The sequence below is a fragment of the Mycobacterium sp. genome (assembly GCF_046330795.1).
Classification (GTDB): Bacteria; Actinomycetota; Actinomycetes; order Mycobacteriales; family Mycobacteriaceae; genus Mycobacterium.
This window is the reverse complement of sequence record NZ_JAXLSA010000001.1, coordinates 472,389-490,639: the sequence shown is the minus strand read 5'-3', so window position 1 is coordinate 490,639 and position 18,251 is coordinate 472,389. Positions and strand designations below refer to the sequence as shown.

Here is an 18,251-nt window from a genome sequence, read left to right as displayed (position 1 = left end):
ACAAACTCGCCCGTTCGTACGTTTCGGCGTGTGTCAGGTCACTTCTTGATGCCGACGACCAGGCGCAACTGGTCCAGGAACTGCTCCTTGTCGTCACTGCGGACGATGTAGTGCGCGACGGCGACGCGTACGGCGGTCGCGGCCGCCACCGCGGCCCGGGGGCCGGAGATCAACCGCTCGAGGCGCTCCCGCATGATCGGGACGACGTTCGTCATCTGCCCGATCACGTGGCCGGGTTCGATGTCGATCATCCGCACCCCCGAATAGGACTGCTGATAGTCGACGATGAAACGCAGTGCGGCGTCGAGCCTCTCGTTGCCGCGCAACCCCGCGGTGGCCTGGTTGACGCCGTTGTCGAACTTGCGGCGCTCCCAAACGCCGAACGCGTCGAGCAACTCTTCCTTGGACGCGAACCACCGGTACAGGGTGGGGCGGGACACCCCGGCCTGCAGCGCCACCTCCGACAGGCTCAGCTTGGACATGCCGTTGCGACCGAGCACCTCGGCCGTGGCGGCCAGGATGCGATCGCTGGTCGAACCTGCCGCGGGGTCCGCGGTACCGGCGGCCGGTTCCGGGCGGTCCTGTTCGCGAAGCATTGCCGAATGCTATTCGCCGGGCAACGGAGTTGCCGAACCATGGGCCGGTGGATTGGCGAACCAGAGCATCTCTTCGCGCAGTTCCCGGCTGCGCCAGCCGTCCGGGGTCCGGACCAGGGTGTGGTGGTAGTAGCCGCCGCACGAGCTCAGCTCCGCCATTCCCGGCAGCGTCATCGGGTTGAAGAACATCGCCCGCACGGTGGCGGCGTCGTCGGCGACGGTGAGGATCTCGACGTTGGTGATGTAGTGCATGCTCATCGGGATCGCCGAGAAATTGCCGGCCATCCAGTCGACGACCTCGTCGCGGGAGCCGGCCACCACCTCGGCCCCGTAGTCGATATGCGCGTCGGCGGTGAACACCGAGCGGTACAGCTCCCAGTCGTGGGAGTCGACGGCCCGCGCGTAGCGGTAGAGCAACGCCGCGACCTCGCCGATGCCCGGCCCGCTCATTCGGGCATCCCGATGGTCTTGATGTGCAGGTACTCCAGGTACCCCTGGGCCCCGTTGCGATACCCCAGCCCGCTCTGCTTGGTCCCCCCGAATGGGCTGTCGATCCCGAAGTGGCTCTTGGAATTGATCGAGACGTTGCCGGTGCGGATGCGCTTGGCGACGTCCAGCGCACGGTCCAGATCAGCACCGCTGACCTCACCGGAGAGTCCGTAGAGGCTGTTGTTGGCGATCGCGACGGCCTCATCGACGGTCCCGTACGGCGTCACCGTGAGAACCGGCCCGAAGATCTCCTCCTGCGCGATGGTCGCGTCGGGGTCCACGTCGGCCAGCAGCGTCGGCTGGGTGTAGTAGCCGACCGGGAGGCTCTCCGGAATGCCGCCGCCGGTGATCAGCCGGGCGCCGGAATCCACCCCCGCCCGGATCAGGCCGAGCACCTTCTGGCGTTGGGTCTCGCTGATCTGCGGGCCCTGCATGTTGCCCGGTGTCCACGGGTCACCGATCGGAAAGTTCTCCATGGCGGCCTTCAGTACGGCCAGGCCTTCCTCATACCTACTGCGCGGCAACAGGATTCGCGACGGCAGCACGCAGCTCTGCCCCGACATCACACACGCCATCATGGCCGCGATGGGCAGGGCCGAATTGAAGTCGGCATCGTCGAGCACGACGTGGGCGGACTTGCCGCCGAGCTCGAGCAGGGTCTTCTTGACCGTGGGCGCGCCGGCCGCCAGGATCGCGCGGCCGGTGGCCGTGGATCCGGTGAAGGTGATCATGTCCACGCGCGGATCGGCGGACAGCGCCGCGCCGACGTCGTTCGAATTGCCGACCACCACATTGAAGACACCCGCCGGGATGTCGGTCTCCTCGGCCACGATGCGCCCCAGCTCGGTGCCCGACCACGGGGTGAGCTGCGCGGGTTTGAGTACGACGGTGTTGCCGGCCATCAGCGCGGGCACCGTCTCGGCCACGTTGAGGTAGAACGGCACGTTCCACGGGGTGATGGCGCCGACCACGCCCTGCGGCTCGTAGTGCAACTTGCGCCGGGCCGGCCCCATCGGGGTGTCGTGCAGGCCGGTGTCCACCAGGTACTCGAAGTTGCGGCCGTGTTCGGCCCAGTGCTTCACCTCGGCGATCGGACTCTCGATCTGGCTGCCGGTGACCGTCACCGGGCAGCCCACCTCGGTGATCAGCACCCGGCGCAGGTGCTCCTTGTGACGTTCCAGTGCGTCGTGCAACTGGGTCAGGCAGTGGAACCTGAACTCGACGTCCCGCGACCAGTCCGATTCGTCGAACGCCCGCCGGGCCGCACCAACGGCCCGCCCCATGTCCTCGACGGTGCCGTCGGTGGCCCGGCCCGCAACCTGTTCGCTGGCCGGATGGATGACATCGAAGGTTGCGCCGCTGGCGGTGTGCTGCAGCTCGCCGTCGATCAACATCCGCTCGTCGCCGGCCAGCACGCCGGTCTCGCTCTGAACCGTGGTCATCGTCCCAGCTTTACAGATACGCCGTGAAGTGTCAGCCGCTTCGGCCAGCGACGTACCGTCGAACCCATGAGCCAAGTACCCGACATCACCCTCGACGACGGCACCAGCATTCCGCAGCTGGGTTTCGGCGTCTATCAGATCCCGCCCGCGCAGACCGCCGAAGCGGTGCGTGCCGCACTGGACATCGGCTACCGGCACATCGACACCGCCCAGATGTACGGCAACGAGGCGGGGGTGGGCCAGGGCATCCGCGACGCCGGTCTGGCGCGTGATCAGGTCTACGTCACCAGCAAGCTGCACAACGGCGCCCACCGGCCCGAGGACGCCCGCCGCGCCTTCGACGGCACCCTTGCCGCGCTAGGGTCCGACCACGTCGATCTGTTCCTCATCCATTGGCCGTTGCCCACCCGTTACGACGGCGACTTCCTGGCCACCTGGAAGGTGCTCGAGGAGTTCGCCGCGGACGGCCGGGCCCGCAGCATCGGAGTATCCAATTTCACTGAGGCACAACTGGATACGCTCGCGGCGGGCTCGTCGACCATTCCGGCGGTGAACCAGATCGAGGTGCACCCGTACCACGCCAACGACGAGGTGCGGGCCTACGGCCAGGCCCACGGCATCGCCACCGAGGCCTGGTCGCCCATCGCCCAGGGTCAGGTGCTCGACGACCCGGCCGTCACCGCGATCGCCGGCGAGGTGGACCGCACCCCGGCCCAGGTGGTGCTGCGCTGGCACATCCAGCGCGGTGACATTGTGTTCCCGAAATCCAGTTCCCCGCAACGGATGCGGGAGAATTTCGCGCTGTTCGACTTCGACCTGACCGCCGACTGGATGGCCGCCATCTCGGCCCTGGACCGCGGCGTCGAGGGCCGGCGCGGCCCGGATCCCGAGACGTTCGACTGGATTCCCGACCGCTGACCCGTCGGGTTCGGCGAGCGGCGTAGTTCCGCGAGCAAGAGGCCCGGCGGCAACCAACCCCGTCGGGTTCGGCGAGCGGCGTAGTTCCGCGAGCAAGAGGCCCGGCGGCAACCAACCCGAGCTCAGCGTGGCAACCGCCAGTCGGGCATCGTCGCGTGGACGCGCAGCACACCCGGACGGCAACGCACTCCGACGACCTCGAGCCCGGGCGGCAGCCGGTCGAGCGCCAACCGGTAGCTCTGCATGCCGATCGGGGTGCGCCACCGGCGGCCGCCGATCATGAACGCCCGCGGGCCGACCTTCAGTACCGCCGGCGGACCGGCCTCGACGGTCAGGTCGCATTCGACGTTGCCCCAGCCCGGCCGCCGCGCCCACCGCACCCGGGCCACCCCCTCGTCGTCGATGTGGACCGACATACCCGGCCGGGCACGCTGCACCATCGCGTCCAGGGTGGCGGTCGGGATGTCCAACCGCAGTTCGGCCAGGTCGGCCGACACCACCGGCGGAGTGCCCGATCGCAGCGCAACGCGGCGCAGTACGACCTCGGACGGGTCGAAATCGTATGAACCCCAACGGATCTCCGACAGAGACAGCCGGATGTCGAGTTGGCCCTTGATCAGTCGGACCGGATCAAGGAGCGACACGATCTCACGTACGGTCACCTGGAGCCGCTCACCGGCGACATCGGTGGTGAACGTGCGGCCCAGCGCCACGCGCCGCAACGCCAGGAACAGAGTTTGGTAGGCGGCCCCGGTCCCGGGCCGCAGTGGCAGGTACTCGGCGGCCGACCACACGGCCGTCATGGCGTCCATCGGGTGGCGGGGGTCCCACCATCGCAGCGGATCCGGGTTGCTCATCACCGTCCACGTTTGCACTCACACCGCCCGCCCGTCCACTCCGGCCCGCGCGTCGGCCGGGCTGCCTGGCAGGATTCGGCGCATGACACAGGAACTGCTGGCGGGCCGGCGTGCGGTTGTCGTCGGCGGCAGCCGCGGGATCGGCCGTGCCGTGGCGCACCTGCTGGCGGAGCTCGGCGCCGCCGTGGTGGTCAACGGACGCCGGGCCGATGCGGTCCACGCCGTGGTGGACGAGCTCAGTACCGCGGGACACCGCGCCACCGGCTTCACCGGCTCACCGTCGGACTCGGACACCGCCACCGCCCTGATCGGCCACTGCACCAGTACGTTCGGCGGCCTGGACGCCGTGGTGAACTGCGCCGGCATCCCGGAGCCGCCCGGATCGTCGATCCTGACCATCAGCGTCGAGGAGTTCCAGGACCAGCTGGACAGCCATCTGATGACGGTGTTCCACACCTGCCGCGCGGCCGCGCCGGTCATGGTCGAACAGGGCTCCGGGGCGATCGTGAACACCAGTTCGTTCGCGTTCCTGGGGGACTACGGTGGCACCGGCTATCCCGCCGGCAAGGGCGCGGTCAACGGGTTGACCCTGGCCATCGCGGCGGAACTGCGGGAGCACGGCGTCCGCGCCAACGTGGTGTGTCCGGGGGCCAAGACCCGGATCTCATCCGGCCCGGATTACGAGGAGCAGATCCGCGGACTGCAGCGACGTGGACTGCTCGACGAAACCACCGCGGCGGCATCGCTGGACGCGGCGCCACCGGAATACGTCGCGCCGCTGTACGCCTACCTGGTCAGCGACCTGGCCGGGGGGATCAGCGGGCAGATGCTGGTGGCCGCGGGCGGGTTCGTCGGCCGATTCGACCGGCCGGCACCGGCATTGCTGGGTTACCGCGACCACGCGGACGCACCGCCCTGGACGCTGCCCGAACTGGACGCGATGGTCCGCCGCTGACCGTTCGCGGCAGCGTCAGCCGATCGGCACCGGCTGGACGGTGACCGTCCCGGCGCCCGGGGTGGGCCGTTGACCGCCGCCACCGGCCGAACCGCCGGGCGGGACCATCGAACGCGTGCCCGGTGTCGGCGGCTTGGTCTGGCCCGGATGCAGATTGCAGTCCAGCCTCAGCGTCATCGCGCCGCCGCCGCCCATCGGGTTCCAGGGCGTCGACCAGGTGTTACCGATCTGCGGTTTCTGCTCGATGACGATGCACTGGGACTGGGGCAGATCGCTGCCCACCGCGCCGCCGAATATCGCGCTGTAGCCCTGGGCCTGCAGGATCGCCACGGCCTTGCCGTACGTCTCGCCGATGACGTTCGGCTGCGCATCGGCATGCCCCGCACCGATGACGGCGACCGCCACCGCAGCGGCCACGCCCGGAACCAGAAGTACGACCTTCTTCACGCAGGACCTCCGTCTTTACCAGCTGCGACGATAGCGCAACTGGTTTCATATCGCCCTGAGGAGCCGAAACGTTTCCCCACGTTTTGTCAGGGGGTGTCTCCCCGACGAACCTCCCGCATGCAGCGCAGCCGGCCATGACCGGTCTGCTGCATGCAGACCTGCACCGGGGACTCCTCCTCGTAGGGCGGCGGGCTCACGGGGGAAGTGCTGAGCACCGGATTCGGGATTTCCCCGGGGCTCATCGACCACAGGTAGCGGTCGGTGTACTGCAGGTTGGCGCAGTACGCGGCGGCACCCTCGGCGGTGCTGCCGGTGGCCCCGGGCGGACTGCACGCGGCGCCGATCGACACCGGCGCAGGGGTCGTCGGAGTCGCCGATGCCGTCGGGGCGGTCGTGACGGTCGGCGCCGGGATGTCGGTGGTTGGGGTCGCGGCGGCGGTCGGCGACGTGGTGGTCGGGGCCGCGCTGGTGGCCGGCGACGTGGTGGTTGGGGCCCGCGACGCGGCCTCCCGGTCACCGGAGAACTGGCCCACGGCGAACGCCCCGGCGACGACGATCAGACCCACCACGGCGACCAGGGCGGCGATCCCGGCCCGCGAGAGTCGGCGGCGACCGCGACGATCGGCCGGTGCGGCGGCGCCCGCAAGGCGGGTCTCATCCACGGTGGCGGTCGCGCCGGCCCCGTGGGCCAGGGCGCGAGCGAAATCGGTGCACCGCGCGTAGCGGTCGGCGGGGTCCTTCGACAGCGCCTTGGCCAGCGCCGGGTCCAGCGCGGCGAGTTCGGGGCGGTGCAATCCGGCCCGAGGCGGCTCGGCGGTCAGATGCCGGCTGATCACGACGGCCTGGTTCGGATCGTGGAACGGGGGGCTGCCGGTCAGCAGGTGGAAGGCGGTGGCCGCCAGCGCGTACTGGTCGGCCCGGCCGTCGATGGGACGCCCCATGAGTTGCTCGGGTGCGGAGTACGCCACCGTACCGACCGTCATGTTCGTGGCGGTCAATCCGTCACTGTCGTCATCGCGACGAGCAATGCCGAAGTCTGCCAACAGGATTCGACGACCCGAGGGCTCGTCGGCAACCAGGATGTTCGCCGGTTTCACGTCGCGGTGCAGCAGATGCCGATCGTGCGCATGGTCCAGCGCCTCAGCGACCGCGGAGATGATCGCGATCACCGATTCGGCAGGCAACCCGGCGGGTTGGGCCTGCAGCAACTCGGCAGCATTGGCACCGTTGACGTAGTCCATGGCGATCCACAGCTGGCCGTCGGATTCACCGCGATCGTGGATGCCGACGATGTGCGGATGCCACAGGCCGGCCACCACGTCGGCCTCGCGTTCGAAACGCTGGCGGTAGTCCGGATCGGTGGTGACCGCCTGGTTCAGGATCTTCAGCGCGTCCTCGCGTGGCAGCCGGGGGTGCCGCGCGAGGTAGACCTCGCCCATCCCGCCGGTGCCGAGCAGTCTGATGATGGTGTAGCCGGCGAACGTCGCGCCGGGGGTCAACGCCATGCGGCGAATCCTACAAATCCGCCGTCCGCCGACGTCACGCTCGCACCCTCCGTACCGTCGGCGTCTCGATGGCGTCGATGGTCAGGGCGCGCCGGCTGAATCGCCAGCCGTCGGCACCCAGGGCGTAAGTGTCGTCGTAGCGCACGTGCCAGGCCGCGTCGCTGATCGTCCCGTCCCGCACGGTCCAGTGGTGCGCGACGCACGCGATCCGCCCGGTGGCGGTCCCGGCGCCCAGGTCGTGGACCTCGCCCACGATCTCGTGCCGTGTCCGGGTGAGCCCGCGCAGGGGAGCGAGCGCATCCAGCACACCTGCCTGCCCGCGGTAGTGGACGGTCGGCCCGAGGTGCTCGGGCGGGTTCGGCACGACAAGTTCGGCCGTCTCGGCGAACAACGCCGCGGCACGGTCGAACAGCCCGTCGTCGACGTGGGCCGCATAGCGGTGCACCAGGTCGGTCAGCGCCAGCCGATCCGCGGTACTCACGGGATCAGGCCGAGCCGCTGCGCGCATGCCGACAACAGATCCTCGGCCTGCGCGAGATCGGTGACGGCGGGCATGGCCAGCACCGCGCGGACGGCACCCTGCTCGGCCAGTCGGCCGGCCCGGTCCGGGTCGATCTTGGTCACGGCGTGGCCCAGCGACAGCTCGACGGCGTCGGGATCACGATCGGCGCCCAGCGCCGCGGACCGCATCAGATCCAGCAGGTGCGGCAGTTCCGCTGCGGTGACCCCCAGCGGCCAGAAGCCGTCACCCAGCCGTCCGGCCCGCCGCGCCGCCGCCGGGCTGTGCCCACCGATGTGGATCGGAAATCGTTCACCGGCAACGGGTTTGGGGTTGCACACCACGTTCTCGAACTCGAAGAATTCGCCCCGGTGACTGACGCCCGGCGCATCGGACCACAGCGCGCGCAACACGGCGATCTGCTCGTCGGCGCGCCGGCCGCGGGATTCGAAGGACACCCCGCAGGCGGTGATCTCCTCCCGCAGCCAGCCCACCCCGGCGCACAGCCGCAGTCGCCCGCCGGACAGGGCGTCGACCGTGGCGACCCGCTTGGCCAGCACGACCGGATGGTGATTGGGCAGGACCAGGACCCCGGTCGCCAGGCCCAGCGTGGTCGTCTGCCCGGCCAGGAAGGCCAGCAGGTCCAGCGGATCAGGCACCGGACATTCGGCCGGCACATCGACCCGACCGGACGGGTCGTACGGGTAGACGCTGCTGTACCGGGTGGCCAGTACCGTGTGCTCGGCGACCACCAGCGACTCGAATCCTTGGGCTTCGACGTGCCGGGCGAAACCCGCGATCCAGACCGGGTCCGCGGTGGCCGGGGCAACCGGTGCGAAGACGGCGAACTTCATGGCGGTGAAGCTAACACCGGCCAGTGCTTCAGCCGGTCAACTCGGCCCGCAGGACCTCGCAGAGCGCCGCGGCACGCGCGTCGGTGAACACGTCCTCGAGCAGCAACAGCCGCCCGTCGGGATCGGCCAGCGGAACCCGCCAGTTCGGATACTCGTCGGTGGTACCGGGCTGGTTCTGGGTCCGCCGGTCGCCGACGGCATCGGTGAGCGCCAGCGCCACCAGCCGCGACGGCGTGCGCGCCAGGAAGCGGTAGAGCGCCGTGATCACCTGCTCGCTGCCCTGCTCGCCCTCGGCGAGCAGGCCCAGCCGGCGCAGTTCGGCGAGCCAGGCACCCTTCTCCCGGTCGTCGTCGGCCATCTCGTCGGCGACCGGTCGGGTCAGTAGGCCGAGTGAATCCCGCAGCCGCACATGGTCGCCCGCGAGGTAGCCCGCCGTGGGTGGCAAGTCATGCGTGGTGACCGAGGACAGGCAGTACTCGCGCCAGCGCTCGGCCGGCCGCGGCGCGCGGGTGTATTCGTCTCGCTCGAACCACAGGATCGACGTGCCGAGCAGGCCCCGTTCCCGGAGGTAGTCGCGCACCCAGGGTTCGACGGTGCCCAGGTCCTCGCCGACCACCACCGCCCCCGCACGATGGGCCTCGAGTGCCACGATGCCGATCATCGCCTCGTGGTTGTAGCGCACGTAGGTGCCCGCGGTCGGCGGCGCACCCTCGGGGATCCACCACAACCGGAACAGCCCGATGATGTGGTCGATGCGCACCCCGCCCGCGTGCCGCAGCACGGCACCGATCAGCGCCCGGAACGGCAGGTATTCGCCGGCCTCGAGCTGATCGGGCCGCCACGGCGGCTGCGACCAGTCCTGCCCCAGCTGGTTGTACTCGTCCGGCGGCGCACCGGCCGTCACGCCCCGGGCCAGCACGTCCTGCAGCGCCCAGGCGTCGGCGCCGTCGGGGTGCACGCCCACTGCCAGATCGGCCATGATTCCCAGCGGCATGCCCGCGCCGACCGCGGCCGTCTGCGCCGCCGCCAGCTGCTCGTCGAGCTGCCACTGCATCCAGCGGTGGAAATCGACTGTGCGCCAATTCTTCTCGGCGAACTCGGCCACCCCCGCGGCGTCCGGGTGGCGAAGTTCGTCCGGCCAGGTGTGCCAGTCGTCGCCGTACCGGTCGGCCAACGCGCACCAGGTGGCGAACGCATCCAGCGCGGCGCCCTCGCGGGCTCGGTAGGCGTCGTACGCCACCTCCCGACCGGCCGAGCGGGGGACCCGGTAGACCTTTTTCAGGGCGCGCTCCTTGGCCTTCCAGGAACTGTTCCGGTCGATCCCGTCGAGGTTGCCGACCCGGCCGAGCAAGCGCGCATGCAGCCTGCGCACCGGCTCGCGACTGGGCAGGTCGGCGTATTCGGGGATGGCCTCGACGCGCAGGTACAGCGGGCTGACGAAGCGCCGCGAGGTGGGCAGGTACGGGGACGGCTCGATCGGTCTGGTGGGTCCGGTCGCGTGCAGCGGATTGATCAGCAGATACCCGGCGCCGTGCCCGGCACCCGACCACACGGCCAGATCGGCCAGGTCGGTCAGGTCACCGATGCCCCAGGACCGTGCCGAGCGGACGCTGTAGAGCTGGGTGGCCAGGCCCCAGAGCCGGCGGCGGCCGAGTCGTTCGGGCAGTCCGAGCCACGCGGGTGTGACGATCAGTGCCGCACTGGATTCCGTCGCACCGCTCTGCGCGTAGACGCGGTGATACCCCAACGGCAGATCCGCGGGTAGCGCGAAGGTGGCTTCTCCCACGAGGCGGCCGTCGAGATCGTATGGGGGAGTGAAGTTCTCCAGCTGCCGGGCGAACGGTCGCACGCTGCCGTCCTCCAGGCGGATCCAGACCCGCACCGCGGCGCCGTGGTCCACGTGCACCCAGAAGGTGATCTCGGTCCCGCTGGTCCCGACGATGGTCGGGGGCAGCATCCGGCTCCAGTGGGCGCGATCGTGGGCGGTCAATGACGCGGCCCGTTCGTCGGCGCTGCCCGCCGGGACACCGAGGGCGGCGAGCACCGACACCAGGGTGTCCTCGTCGACGGAGATCCGCTGCCCGATCCAGTCGTCGAACTCCGTGGCCACCGCGAACCGCCGAGCCAGCTCGGCCAGCACCTGTTCCGTCATGCCGTTGATCTTGCTAGGTGCGCGCCGATCCGTCGCCACGAGCGCCGGGACGGGGCTGGCCTATCGTGCGAGGGTGACCCCACCCGCACTCCGCGACCGTCGGGCCCGCGTCGCCGTGGGGGTGTTGTTCCTGTCCAACGGGACGCTGTTCGCCGGGCTCCTGCCGCGCTATCCGGAGATCAAGGCCCAACTGGCACTGTCGAATACGGCCTTCGGCCTGTCGGTCGCGGCGTTCGCGGCCGGGGCGCTGATGTCCGGACTCACCGCCGGGGCGCTGATCCGGCGGTTCGGATCGGCCCGCGTCGCGGTGGCCACCAGTGTGCTGGTCGCACTGTGCACGTTCGCAGCGGGAATCGCACCCACGCCCGTCGCGTTCGCCGGTGCACTGTTCACGGCCGGCCTCGCCGACGCGATCACCGACGTCGCCCAGAACACGCACGGTCTGCGGGTGCAGCGCAACTACGGGCGATCGATCATCAACTCCCTGCACGCGGTGTGGTCGGCCGGCGCTGTCCTGGGCGGCCTGATCGGCGCGGGCGCCATCGCCGTCGGGGTGCCGCGCGGCACGCAGCTGGCGGCGACGGGTGCGCTGTTCGTGGTCGCCTGCCTCGTCGGGTATCGATTCTTGCTGCCCGGCCCCGACGAGCGTGCGCAGCCGCGCTCCGCGGTGGCCGGCGCCGGACCGACGGCGCGGACGTGGCTGGTGATCGGCTTGCTGGCCCTGCTGGCCATCGCGGGCGCCGCGGTCGAGGACGCCGGCAGCTCCTGGGCCACCCTGTACCTGCGCGACGCCCTGCAGGCCCCGGCCGCGCTGGCCGCCTTCGGCTATGTCGCGCTGGTGGCCGCGCAGTTCGCCGGGCGGCTGATGGGGGACCGGCTGGTGGACCGCTTCGGTGAGCGGATGGTGGTGCGCTGCGGCGGCCTGCTGGCGGGTGCGGGCATGGCCGTCGCACTGGCCGTCCACACGGTTCCGGCCACCGTTTGCGGCTTCGCAGCAGCGGGTTTCGGTGTCGCGTCGGTGGCGCCGGCGGCCTTCCACGGCGCCGACAACGTGCCGGGCCTGCGGCCGGGATCGGGGCTGACGCTGGTGACCTGGTTCATGCGGGTGGGCTTCCTGGCGGCGCCCGCGCTGGTCGGCGCGGTCGCCGATGCCACCGGCCTGCGGGTGGGGCTGCTGATCGTGCCGGTTGCCGGAGTGGTGATCGCACTGTGCGCGGCGACGCTGCCCGCCCGCCGGGTTCGGCGAGCGGCGTAGTACCGCGAGCACGAGGCCCGGCGAAAATGGACCCGCCGGATCAGTGCGGGCCGACCAGTTCGATCATGACCACACCGACGATGATCAGGCCGATTCCCGCGCCCATCATCGGAGTCAACGGTTCGTCGAACAGGAACCGGGCGATCACGGCCACCAACGCGACCCCGCAGGCCGTCCAGATCCCGTACGCGATGCCGACCGGCATGCCCAGGGACAGGGCGTACGACAACAGCGCGAAGGACAGCACGTAGCCCGCGATCACCGGGATCAGCCACCTCTTCTTGCGGAAGCCGTCGGACGCGCGCAGCGACAGCGTCGCGCAGACCTCGACCGCGATGGCCTCGGCCAGCGCCCACCACATCACTGTTCGGCCCGGTGCGAGCCGAGTTCGACGAGCAGGACCCCGCCGACGATCAGCACGATGCCCAACAGGACCGGGATGGTGAACGGTTCACCGAAGATCACCGTGCCCAGGACCGCGGTCAGGGCGGTTCCGCAGGCGCCCCAGATGCCGTACGCGACACCGACCGGCATCCCGGCGCGCAACACCCTGGCCAGGAACACGAATGAGGCGATGTAGCCGGGGACCACGAGCGCGATCCAGCGGGCGTCGTCCTGGAACGCCCGCAGTGCGACGGTCCCCGACACCTCGCAGACGATCGCCGCGGTCAGCAATGCCCACTTCTGCACGCCCGAAGGATACGGCGACGCGTTATTGACACGATGTCTAACAAGACCGGATTCTGGGTTACACTCAGCCACGTGAACGCGGTCACCGACATGCTCTCGGCACTCCCGCCGCAGATGCGCGATCCCGTGCTGTTCGCGGTCCCGTTCTTCCTGCTGCTGCTGGTGCTGGAGTGGACCGCCGCCCGCAAGCTCGAGTCGGCCAACTACGAACGCCGCGACGCCTGGACCAGCATCTCGATGGGGCTGGTGTCCGTCGCGACCACCGCCGCCTGGAAGTTCCTCGCGCTGCTCGGTTATGCGGCCGTCTACGCCTATGTCGCACCGTGGCACCTGCCGGCCACGTCGTGGTACACGTGGGTCATCGCGCTGGTCGGCGTGGATCTGCTGTTCTACACCTACCACCGCATCGCACACCGGGTGCGGCTGATCTGGGCCACCCACCAGGCCCACCACTCCAGCGAATATTTCAACTTCGCCACCGCACTGCGGCAGAAGTGGAACAACAGCGGCGAGATCCTGATGTGGCTGCCGTTGCCCTTGCTGGGGGTTCCGCCGTGGATGGTGTTCTTCAGCTTTTCGGTGAACCTGATCTACCAGTTCTGGGTGCACACCGAGCGCATCGAAAAGCTCTGGCGACCCGTCGAATTCATCTTCAACACGCCGTCGCACCACCGCGTCCATCACGGCATGGATCCGGAATACCTCGACAAGAACTACGGCGGCATCCTGATCATCTGGGACCGGATGTTCGGCACCTTCCAGGCCGAGCTGTTCCGGCCGCACTACGGGCTGACCAAACCGGTGAACACGTTCAACATCTGGAAACTGCAGACCCACGAATACGCGGCGATCGCGCGGGACGTGCGCGCCGCGCACACCTGGCGCAGCCGGCTGGGATTCATCTTCGGCCCGCCGGGCTGGCAGCCGCGCGCGAACGCGCATACCGTCGCCGCGGCCGACGTGCTGCGCTGAAGTCCGAGCGCCCAGCCGCCGCATCGGCAACGATGGGCGCCATGGACGTGAAAGAGGTGCTCCTACCCGGCGTGGGCCTCCGCTACGAGTTCGACAACTCCGACGGTGATCGCATCGGCGTCATCGCCAAACGATCCGGAGATTTCGAGGTCGTCCGCTACACCGCCGCCGATCGGGACGCCGCCCAACCCATGTTCCGCCTCACCGACGAAGAAGCCGATGCACTGGCGCAGATCCTCGGTGCGCCGCGGATCGCCGAACGGTTCGCGGACCTCACTCGCGAAGTGCCGGGACTCGACGCCGGACAGGTCGCGGTCCGACCCGGCAGCCCGTACGTCGACCGTCCACTGGGAGACACCCAGGCGCGTACCCGCTCCGGCGCATCCATCGTCGCGATCGTGCGTGAGGACGAGGTGCTGCCGTCGCCCGGACCGGCCGAACCCCTGCGCGCCGGGGATGTCCTAGTGGTCATCGGAACGGCCGACGGGATCAACCGGGTCATCAAGATCCTCGAGAATGGCTAGACAAGGGTTGTGCGCGTGCATGATTCGCTGGCACTGCTGCTCGAACTCGGGATCATCCTCGCCGCCCTGACCATCCTGGGCACGATTGCGCGGCGCTTCGCCCTATCCCCGATCCCACTGTATTTGTTCGCCGGTCTGATGCTCGGAAACGGCGGGATCGCGCCGGTCCCGGCGGCGGGTCCCTTCATCTCGGCGACCGCGTCGATCGGTGTGGTGCTACTGCTGCTGACGCTGGGACTGGAGTTCTCCATGGGGGAGTTCGCCACCAGCTTGCGCCGGCACCTGCCGTCGGCCTGGGTGGATCTCCTCCTCAACTTCGTACCCGGCGCGGTCGCCGGCCTGCTGCTGGGCCTCGACGTGGTGGGCGTGCTGGCCCTGGGCGGCATCACATACATCTCGTCCTCCGGCGTGGTGGCGCGACTGCTGTCGGATCTGCGCCGGCTCGGCAACCGCGAGACCCCGGCGGTCCTCTCGGTGCTGGTGCTCGAGGATTTCGCGATGGCCGCCTACCTCCCGATGCTGGCGGTGCTGGCCGCCGGGGCCACGTGGTGGCATGCGGCGATGGGAATGACCATCGCGGTGACGGCCCTGGCGGTCACGTTCGTGGCGTCCTACCGGTGGGGTCACCACGTCGGCAGGCTGATCGAGCATCGCGACGACGAGCAGCTGCTGCTACGGATTCTGGCCCTGACGCTCATCGTGGCGGCACTCGCCGAATACATCCACGTCTCCGCGGCGGTGGGCGCGTTCCTGGTCGGGTTGACCCTGACGGGGGAGACCGCGCGGCGGGCCCGCACCCTTCTCACACCGCTTCGCGACCTGTTCGCCGCGGTGTTCTTCGTGGCAATCGGCCTGGCGGCTGATGCCCGGAACCTGATCCCCATGCTGCCGGCCGCGCTGCTGCTCGCCGCGGTCACCGCTCTGACCAAGGTGGCGGCCGGCGCATTTGCGGCGCGCCGAGATGGCGTCGGCCCCAAGGGCCAGCTCCGAGCGGGCGCAACACTGATCGTGCGGGGCGAGTTCTCACTGGTGATCATCGGCCTGGTGGGCGAGACCGTCGAAGCGGTCGAAGACCTTGCGACGCCCTATGTGTTCATCCTCGCTGTCGTCGGGCCCGTCGCGGCCAGATTCGCCGGTGGTTCGAGCGGTCGCGCCCGTACGCTGCCCTGGTGGAGACCGTCTTCGATCGACCCGTAGATCCCGGACTCGTGCGGCGGTCGCTGGCCGATGCCCGCTTCGGCTCGATGTGGCTGGACCTGCCCCGGCCGGCGCACCCGCCGCTCACCGAGCCGACGCACTGCGATCTGCTGGTGGTCGGCGGTGGATACACCGGACTGTGGACCGCGCTGCACGCCGCCGAGCAAAACCCCGGTGCCCGCATCGTGCTGGTGGAAGCCGACCGCGTGGGCTGGGCCGCCTCCGGGCGCAACGGCGGATTCGTCGACGCCAGCATCACCCACGGCCACGAGAACGGGAAGTCGCGCTGGCCCGAGGAGATCGGCACCCTCGAGGCGCTCGGGCTGGAGAACCTGGACGGGATGCAGGCCGACATCGAGCGGCTCGGCCTCGACGTGGACTGGGAGCGCACCGGCATGCTGGCGGTGGCCACCGAGGCCCACCAGGTGCCGTGGCTGCGCGAGGCCGCCGGCGAGGGGCAGGGGCAGTTCCTCGACGCCGATGCGGTACGGGCACAAGTGAATTCACCGACCTACCTCGCCGGCCTGTTCAGCGCGCGGACGTGCGCGATCGTGCACCCGGCGAAGCTGGCACTGGAGTTGGCCCGCGCGTGCACCGCGGCCGGCGTCGCGGTCCATGAGCACACTCCGGTCCAGAACCTGTCCGCCCGGCCGGGCGGACTCCTGGCCGACACCCCGGGCGGGATCATCTCGGCCGAACGGGTCATGTTGGCCACCAACGTTTTTCCCAGCCTGCTCCGCCGCAACCGCCTCTACACCGTGCCGGTCTACGACTACGTCCTCTCCACCGAGCCACTGACCGACGAACAGCTGGCCCGCATCGGCTGGCAACATCGCCAGGGTGTCGGTGACTCCGCCAATCAGTTCCACTACTACCGACTCTCCGCCGACAACCGGATCGTCTGGGGTGGTTACGACGCGGTCTATCACTTCGGACGCCGCGTGGATCCGTCCTACGAGCACCGGCCGCAGACCTATGAGCGACTGGCCGCGCATTTCTTCCTGACCTTCCCCGCACTCGACGACGTGCGTTTCAGTCACCGGTGGGCCGGCGCCATCGACACCAACACCCGGTTCTGCGCGCACTGGGGCACCGCGCACCGGGGCCGGCTCGCCTACGTCAACGGGTTCACCGGCCTCGGTGTCGCTGCGGCCCGATTCGCCGCCGATGTGTGCCTGGACCTGCTCGAGGGCGCACCCACCGCCCGCACCCGACTGCAGATGGTCCGGGAGAAGCCGCTGCCGTTCCCGCCGGAGCCGATCGCCAGCATGGGAATTCAGGCCACCCGGTGGTCGCTCGACCGCGCCGATCACCACAACGGGGAGCGCAATCTACTGCTGAAGACCCTGGATCGGCTGGGACTGGGTTTCGATTCCTGAGCGGGTTGCGGATCGTGTCGATCTGAACCCTTTTCAGCAAACAGGAAGTGAGTAAGCTCGAGTCCGTCGTCGAGGCCTGCCCATCGGGGGCACGGCCGACGGCACGAACCCCGAAACAACGGGACGAAAGGGATGGACGTGGGAGACACGCTTACCGAAGGACAGAAGTTGGGGAAGGGCGATTCGCTCACTTCCCAGAACGGTGCCTACACCCTGACCCTGCAGGACGACGGCAATCTCGTGCTGGCTGCGCGCGGCGAGGCGGTCTGGGCCACCAACACCAACGGCCAGAACGTCGAGCGCGCCGAGGTCCAGACTGACGGCAACTTTGTGCTCTACACCCCGGACAAGCCCGTCTGGCACACCGACACCAAGGGCAAGAAGGACGTCAAGCTGGTGCTGCAGGACGACCGCAATCTGGTCCTCTACGCGGCGGACGGCCCGGCCTGGGACTCCAAGACCGAAACCGACCAGGCCCCGCCGGAGGCGCCGGAACTGAAGACCGAAGAGGTGGCTCCGGCCGCTGTCGAGACTCCGGCACCGGCACCCACACCGCCGCCCCCGCCCGCTCCGCGGACCTACACCGTGGTCTCCGGGGACACCCTGTGGGCCATCGCCGAGCGCTTCTACGGTGACGGCAATCAGTACCAGAAGATCGCCTCTGCCAGCGGGGTCGCCAACCCGGATCTGATCCAGCCGGGTCAGGTGCTGACGATCCCCGAATAATTTCTCGAATCAGATAGCGGCCCGGTTGCCAAGCAACCGGGCCGCTTCTTTCTCACTTTGTAATGAAAGTGTGATCCGTGTCGAATAATGGGTCATGCGGTCACAACTTCTCGTCTCGATGGCGGCACTCGCCGCCGCAAGCGCGTTGTCACCGGTCGCGACTGCCGATCTCGGCGTCGCGGCTTTCCCGGGGATGGAGATCAGGCAGGGCACCAATCTGTGCACCCTCGGATACGTCGACGTCCAGCAACGCGTCGCGTACACCGCGGGGCACTGCCACGCCGACGGGCCGGTCACCGATCGGAGCGGCCGGCCGATCGGCGTCACCACCAGCTCGCAGACCACCATCAGCCAGGGCGCCATCATCGCGACCGACCAGGTGATCACGGACTATCAGCAGATCGCCCTGAACCCCGGCGTGGACGCCAACGACGTCCTACCCGACGGCAGGACCCTCGAGTCCGGTACGGGCGGGGGGCTGGTGGCCGGTGCGCCGATCTGCCATTTCGGCGTCGTCACCGGTGAGAGCTGCGGAACCGTCGAGCGCGTGAACAATCGCTGGTTCACCATGACCAACGGTGTGGTGAGCCAGAAGGGCGACTCCGGCGGCCCGGTCTACGTCCTGGACGGCAACCGGGCGGTGCTGGTCGGCCTGTTCAACAGCACCTGGGGCAGCTTCCCGGCCGCGGTGTTCTGGCCGACCTGAGCCCCTGGTCTGCCGCACATTAGAACGTGTTCCACCCAGGTACTCACCCGGGTTCTTCTGCTATGACAGCAGCTGGGCTATCCTCCGA

At 69.4% G+C, this 18,251-nt stretch carries 20 protein-coding genes; 9 read left to right on the top strand and 11 right to left on the bottom strand.

Translation table 11 applies throughout. From position 1 onward, the window contains the following. Positions 1-38: 38 nt before the first annotated feature. Genes U0R18_RS02385 through U0R18_RS02375 form a run of 3 tightly spaced genes read right to left on the bottom strand, consistent with a single transcriptional unit; the run spans position 39 to position 2,527 of the window. A complete protein-coding gene (locus U0R18_RS02385) occupies positions 39-596 on the bottom strand; it encodes a TetR/AcrR family transcriptional regulator (RefSeq protein ID WP_526365561.1) in 558 nt (185 codons plus the stop codon). Between the two features lie 9 nt (positions 597-605). After that, the gene (locus U0R18_RS02380; RefSeq protein WP_526365559.1) at positions 606-1,046 is read right to left on the bottom strand and encodes a nuclear transport factor 2 family protein; all 441 of its coding nucleotides are present in this window, start codon (positions 1,044-1,046) and stop codon (positions 606-608) included. After that, on the bottom strand, positions 1,043-2,527 hold the full coding sequence (locus U0R18_RS02375; protein WP_526365557.1) for an aldehyde dehydrogenase family protein: 1,485 nt from the start codon (positions 2,525-2,527) through the stop codon (positions 1,043-1,045). Before U0R18_RS02375 ends, U0R18_RS02380 begins: the two co-directional genes overlap by 4 nt. Before the next feature lie 66 nt (positions 2,528-2,593). On the opposite strand from U0R18_RS02375, the gene U0R18_RS02370 reads away from it, so the two are divergent. Further along, a complete protein-coding gene (locus tag U0R18_RS02370; RefSeq protein ID WP_526365555.1) occupies positions 2,594-3,445 on the top strand; it encodes an aldo/keto reductase in 852 nt (283 codons plus the stop codon). 122 nt (positions 3,446-3,567) lie between these two features. On the opposite strand, the gene U0R18_RS02365 is transcribed toward U0R18_RS02370, so the two are convergent. After that, positions 3,568-4,302, bottom strand: coding sequence for a hypothetical protein (locus tag U0R18_RS02365; protein WP_526365553.1), 735 nt, complete (start codon positions 4,300-4,302; stop codon positions 3,568-3,570). Positions 4,303-4,384: 82 nt separating this feature from the next. Here U0R18_RS02365 and U0R18_RS02360 point away from each other — a divergent pair, with 82 nt between their 5' ends. Then, a complete protein-coding gene (locus U0R18_RS02360) occupies positions 4,385-5,257 on the top strand; it encodes an SDR family NAD(P)-dependent oxidoreductase (protein ID WP_526365551.1) in 873 nt (290 codons plus the stop codon). A 15-nt stretch (positions 5,258-5,272) separates the two neighbouring features. Here U0R18_RS02360 and U0R18_RS02355 read toward each other — a convergent pair whose 3' ends face one another. The 5 genes from U0R18_RS02355 to malQ form a co-directional block, all read right to left on the bottom strand. Continuing rightward, a complete protein-coding gene (locus U0R18_RS02355; RefSeq protein ID WP_526365548.1) occupies positions 5,273-5,704 on the bottom strand; it encodes a hypothetical protein in 432 nt (143 codons plus the stop codon). A gap of 86 nt (positions 5,705-5,790) precedes the next feature. Further along, entirely contained in the window at positions 5,791-7,209 is a 1,419-nt protein-coding gene (locus tag U0R18_RS02350; RefSeq protein ID WP_526365546.1) for a serine/threonine-protein kinase, read from the bottom strand. Positions 7,210-7,243: 34 nt separating this feature from the next. Then, positions 7,244-7,717, bottom strand: coding sequence for a nuclear transport factor 2 family protein (locus tag U0R18_RS02345; RefSeq protein ID WP_526365544.1), 474 nt, complete (start codon positions 7,715-7,717; stop codon positions 7,244-7,246). Beyond that, entirely contained in the window at positions 7,687-8,562 is an 876-nt protein-coding gene (locus U0R18_RS02340; RefSeq protein WP_526365542.1) for an LLM class F420-dependent oxidoreductase, read from the bottom strand. The genes U0R18_RS02345 and U0R18_RS02340 overlap by 31 nt, the downstream gene beginning before the upstream one ends. A gap of 28 nt (positions 8,563-8,590) precedes the next feature. Then, positions 8,591-10,714 (bottom strand): 4-alpha-glucanotransferase, encoded by a 2,124-nt coding sequence (gene malQ, locus U0R18_RS02335; RefSeq protein ID WP_526365540.1) that lies wholly within the window; start codon positions 10,712-10,714, stop codon positions 8,591-8,593. Positions 10,715-10,787: 73 nt separating this feature from the next. On the opposite strand from malQ, the gene U0R18_RS02330 reads away from it, so the two are divergent. Then, positions 10,788-11,969, top strand: coding sequence for an MFS transporter (locus tag U0R18_RS02330; protein ID WP_526365538.1), 1,182 nt, complete (start codon positions 10,788-10,790; stop codon positions 11,967-11,969). Between the two features lie 40 nt (positions 11,970-12,009). Here the strand turns inward: U0R18_RS02330 and U0R18_RS02325 are convergent, their stop codons facing one another. Further along, positions 12,010-12,330 (bottom strand): DMT family transporter, encoded by a 321-nt coding sequence (locus U0R18_RS02325; protein WP_526365536.1) that lies wholly within the window; start codon positions 12,328-12,330, stop codon positions 12,010-12,012. Continuing rightward, complete coding sequence (locus U0R18_RS02320) at positions 12,330-12,659, bottom strand: DMT family transporter (RefSeq protein WP_526365534.1); 330 nt, start codon at positions 12,657-12,659, stop codon at positions 12,330-12,332. The genes U0R18_RS02325 and U0R18_RS02320 overlap by 1 nt, the downstream gene beginning before the upstream one ends. A 90-nt stretch (positions 12,660-12,749) precedes the next feature. Between U0R18_RS02320 and U0R18_RS02315 the strand changes: the two genes are divergently transcribed. From U0R18_RS02315 to U0R18_RS02290, 6 genes are all read left to right on the top strand, one after another. Continuing rightward, entirely contained in the window at positions 12,750-13,631 is an 882-nt protein-coding gene (locus tag U0R18_RS02315) for a sterol desaturase family protein (protein WP_526367369.1), read from the top strand. Between the two features lie 41 nt (positions 13,632-13,672). Beyond that, entirely contained in the window at positions 13,673-14,155 is a 483-nt protein-coding gene (locus tag U0R18_RS02310) for a cation:proton antiporter regulatory subunit (protein ID WP_526365532.1), read from the top strand. Positions 14,156-14,170: 15 nt separating this feature from the next. Further along, positions 14,171-15,352, top strand: a complete 1,182-nt coding sequence (locus U0R18_RS02305; RefSeq protein WP_526365530.1) for a cation:proton antiporter — start codon at positions 14,171-14,173, stop codon at positions 15,350-15,352. Further along, complete coding sequence (locus tag U0R18_RS02300; RefSeq protein ID WP_526365528.1) at positions 15,325-16,731, top strand: NAD(P)/FAD-dependent oxidoreductase; 1,407 nt, start codon at positions 15,325-15,327, stop codon at positions 16,729-16,731. The genes U0R18_RS02305 and U0R18_RS02300 overlap by 28 nt, the downstream gene beginning before the upstream one ends. A 138-nt stretch (positions 16,732-16,869) precedes the next feature. Next, positions 16,870-17,457, top strand: coding sequence for a LysM peptidoglycan-binding domain-containing protein (locus tag U0R18_RS02295; RefSeq protein ID WP_526365526.1), 588 nt, complete (start codon positions 16,870-16,872; stop codon positions 17,455-17,457). A gap of 94 nt (positions 17,458-17,551) precedes the next feature. Next, complete coding sequence (locus tag U0R18_RS02290) at positions 17,552-18,163, top strand: Rv1815 family serine proteinase (protein WP_526365524.1); 612 nt, start codon at positions 17,552-17,554, stop codon at positions 18,161-18,163. Positions 18,164-18,251: the final 88 nt, after the last annotated feature.

Coding starts and splice junctions, on each gene's coding strand:
- U0R18_RS02385 (WP_526365561.1), bottom strand. CDS start 596: ATGCTTCGCGAACAGGACCGCCCGGAACCGGCCGCCGGTACCGCGGAC.
- U0R18_RS02380 (WP_526365559.1), bottom strand. CDS start 1,046: ATGAGCGGGCCGGGCATCGGCGAGGTCGCGGCGTTGCTCTACCGCTAC.
- U0R18_RS02375 (WP_526365557.1), bottom strand. CDS start 2,527: ATGACCACGGTTCAGAGCGAGACCGGCGTGCTGGCCGGCGACGAGCGG.
- U0R18_RS02370 (WP_526365555.1), top strand. CDS start 2,594: ATGAGCCAAGTACCCGACATCACCCTCGACGACGGCACCAGCATTCCG.
- U0R18_RS02365 (WP_526365553.1), bottom strand. CDS start 4,302: ATGAGCAACCCGGATCCGCTGCGATGGTGGGACCCCCGCCACCCGATG.
- U0R18_RS02360 (WP_526365551.1), top strand. CDS start 4,385: ATGACACAGGAACTGCTGGCGGGCCGGCGTGCGGTTGTCGTCGGCGGC.
- U0R18_RS02350 (WP_526365546.1), bottom strand. CDS start 7,209: ATGGCGTTGACCCCCGGCGCGACGTTCGCCGGCTACACCATCATCAGA.
- U0R18_RS02345 (WP_526365544.1), bottom strand. CDS start 7,717: ATGCGCGCAGCGGCTCGGCCTGATCCCGTGAGTACCGCGGATCGGCTG.
- U0R18_RS02340 (WP_526365542.1), bottom strand. CDS start 8,562: ATGAAGTTCGCCGTCTTCGCACCGGTTGCCCCGGCCACCGCGGACCCG.
- malQ (WP_526365540.1), bottom strand. CDS start 10,714: ATGACGGAACAGGTGCTGGCCGAGCTGGCTCGGCGGTTCGCGGTGGCC.
- U0R18_RS02325 (WP_526365536.1), bottom strand. CDS start 12,330: ATGTGGTGGGCGCTGGCCGAGGCCATCGCGGTCGAGGTCTGCGCGACG.
- U0R18_RS02315 (WP_526367369.1), top strand. CDS start 12,750: ATGCTCTCGGCACTCCCGCCGCAGATGCGCGATCCCGTGCTGTTCGCG.
- U0R18_RS02310 (WP_526365532.1), top strand. CDS start 13,673: ATGGACGTGAAAGAGGTGCTCCTACCCGGCGTGGGCCTCCGCTACGAG.
- U0R18_RS02290 (WP_526365524.1), top strand. CDS start 17,552: ATGCGGTCACAACTTCTCGTCTCGATGGCGGCACTCGCCGCCGCAAGC.